Below are 3404 nucleotides of genomic sequence, written 5' to 3'. Positions count from 1 at the left end.
AGATTTTATAGGTCTTACGCATTTCCTCTGTGAACACCACGCGATTATAATCGTAGGTTGGCAATTGTTCTTCCACCACTTCTGGTGCCTCTGGGTTGTGATGACGACGCAAGCTACGTTCCATTACGGATTGCAAGGAACGTAAACGGATCGTTACAGCCCCAAGGTTTGTACCTTCATCAATTTTGAGTAAGGTATGAATTTTATGGTTTGCTGAAAGTATATCTTTTACTTGATCCGCTACGATAGAGTCAAGGCCACAACCGAAGGAGTTAAGTTCAACAATTTGGAACCCTTCTGTTCTACTTACAAATTCAGCAGCGCGATATAAACGGCTATGGTAGGACCATTGGTCTACAACACGTAAATGCTTAATTTCATTGCCTAGTGGAGCAACACCATCTTCTGTAAGAACAGCCATACCAAGAGATGTAATAAGTTCTGGAATACCATGGTTAATACCGGAATCCAAATGATATGGACGACCAGCTAATACGATGGTAGGAATTTGTTCTGCTACGAGGCGAGATACTGTTTTCTTTGTCGTTTCACGGTAAGAAGCCTTACAGTTTTCTTGTTCTTCCCAAGCTTTTTCTACAGCATTAGCAATATCTTTCTTCTTGAGGTCCAAGAAGTCCAATGCTTTCACAAGGGCCGGAACAAGAGATTTCTTATCAGCCAATGGCAAGAATGGTGCGTGGAATGGAGTATCCCCCAGAACCTCTTGCATGTTATTTTTAATAAGTTCCGGATAGGAAATAACCATTGGACAATGGTAATTATTGTCGCGGCTAAATTCCTTAGGGCCATGTTGAATACAAGGGTACCAAACAAAGTCTACTTGTGCATTCGCAAGATCACGAATATGACCATGTACCGCTTTTGCTGGGTAGCAAGCTGTATCGGATGGAATCGTATCAATAGCCTTGTTGTATTGTTCCTTTGTAGTGTAATCGGAAAGGATTACTTCATAGCCAAGTGTATTAAAGAATGTAAACCAGAATGGGAAATCCTCATACATGTTGAGGACACGAGGAATACCTACGCGCATTTTACCTTCGAACTCTGGAATATTTTTCTTCAAATAATAGTCGAAGTAACGACGCAATTTAACGTCTACTAAGTTAGGAACTGCTTTGCGTTCCTCTTGAATCATACCGCCCGCACCACGATCACAACGGTTACCAGTTACGTAGGTACGACCATCAGAGAAGGCGTTGATGGTAAGCATACAGTTATTGGAGCAAAGGCCACAATTGCGCATTGTCGTAGATACTTGTAAGGAGTTAAGACCATTGCTATCGAGCAAAGTACTTTTTTCCTTTTGTAACTCTTCTGCTGTTTCAGCTGCAAGAAGGGCCATACCATAAGCACCCATCAAGCCAGATACGTCAGGACGAATTACTTCTACGCCCATCAATTTCTCGAAGGCACGCAATACGGATTCATTGTAGAATGTACCGCCTTGTACAACGATATGATCACCCAATTCTTTAGGATCTTTTACCTTAAGAACCTTATAAAGGGCATTTTTAATAACAGAGTAAGCAAGGCCTGCTGCGATATCTTGTACCGTAGCACCTTCTTTTTGAGCCTGCTTAACTTTAGAGTTCATAAATACGGTACAACGAGAGCCCAAGTCGATTGGCAAGGATGCCAACAAACCTTCCTTCGCAAATTGGTCAATTGGAATGCGTAGACCGGATGCAAATGTATCGATAAAGGAGCCGCAACCAGAGGAACACGCTTCGTTCAATACGATATCTTCGATATAGCCATCGCGAACCTTACAGCATTTCATATCTTGACCGCCGATATCCAAGATAAAGGATACATCAGGGCAGAAGTAACGAGCTGCACGATAATGCGCCATTGTTTCTACTTCACCGATATCGATGCCTAGGGCGCGTTTAAGGAAGGCTTCGCCATAACCCGTTACACCAGAATGCGCAATATAGGCGCCTTTTGGTAACAGTTCATAAATCTTCTCGATTATTTCACGAGATTTTTCTAATGGTTTACCATGGTTTGGACCATAGTGAGAGAAGATAATTTCCTTATTACTATTGATGAGAACTACCTTAAGTGTGGTAGAACCAGCATCAATACCAAGGTAACATGGACCTTGCGCATCTTCAATATTCGCCTTTGGCGTTACAGCCTTAGCATGACGAGCGCGGAATTCTTCTAATTCTTGTTCATTTTTAAATAGAGGTTCTACACGATCTGTAGCCTCCATAGGTATACCGATGAGAGCACCAATTTCTTTTGTTAATTGACCAACCGTAATCTCACGACAGTCTTCTTTCATCAAAGCCGCCCCTAAGGCGATGAATAATTCACCGTTTTCAGGGATAATGCGATGCGCTTCATCTAGTGCTAAGGTATCGCAGAAACATTGACGAAGTTCGGACAAGAATGTCAACGGACCACCAAGGAATGCTACATTACCTTCGATTTTATGACCGCATGCAAGGCCAGCAATTGTTTGGTTTACAATCGCTTGGAATACGGATTTTGCAATATTTTCATGAGATGCGCCTTGGTTTAACAAAGCTTGTACGTCTGTCTTAGCAAATACGCCACAGCGAGCTGCAATTGGATAAATCGTATCAGCATTCATAGCCAATTGGTTAAGACCAGATGCATCCGTTTGCAATAAAGTCGCCATTTGGTCGATGAAAGCACCTGTACCACCTGCACAAGAACCATTCATACGGTGTTCTGCCGTTTGACCTAAATAGGTTACCTTCGCATCTTCACCACCAAGTTCGATGATAACATCAGTTTCTGGATACAATGCTTTTACAGCTCGCGTTTCAGCAATAACCTCTTGTACGAATGGAATACGTACCTTTTCAGCCATCGCCATACCACCAGAACCGGTAATACATACATGAACTTGATCATTTTCATGGCCCACTTGAGCCTCTTGGAGCAAGGTATATACGGTGTCCAAAATGTTCGCATAATGGCGTATGTACTTTTTATACAAATAATTATCGTGTTCGTCTAATAGTACAACTTTAACAGTTGTAGAGCCCACGTCAATACCCATGCGTAGCATGTGTTGCATAAATACCTCTCTTTTCAAAAACCGTATGACCACACAAGATCATACTCATATTGTGAAAGTAGTACATTGAGCATGAATCTAAAATAAAATGCACCAAACATCTAATTAAACTTAGATAAGGATAAGCTTTCACAAAAACATCTAATTTTTTAAATATCCTATACATATTATACAACAAATGTAGATAAAATCTATGTTATTCTATATTCCAAAGAGTTATATGAAATATGACTAAATTTGAATAACACCTCTACATCGAGATAGGATGTAAAAGTTATTATATCATTCTAAGATGAAAAAAAGTGTACCTAACAGCACATAACCTGTC

1 protein-coding gene is annotated in these 3404 nt (G+C 40.8%); it reads right to left on the bottom strand.

All coding sequences use genetic code 11. From position 1 onward, the window contains the following. Positions 1–3076: acyl-CoA dehydratase activase-related protein (locus tag QZ334_RS07505; RefSeq protein ID WP_295233295.1), on the bottom strand; the 3076-nt coding region annotated here is incomplete at its 3' end. Positions 3077–3404: the final 328 nt, after the last annotated feature.

It is taken from the genome of Veillonella sp. (genome assembly GCF_019414865.1).
In the GTDB taxonomy this organism is placed as follows: Bacteria; Bacillota; Negativicutes; order Veillonellales; family Veillonellaceae; genus Veillonella.
Note: the sequence above shows the minus strand (reverse complement) of the source record. Positions and strands in the feature narration are given on the sequence as shown.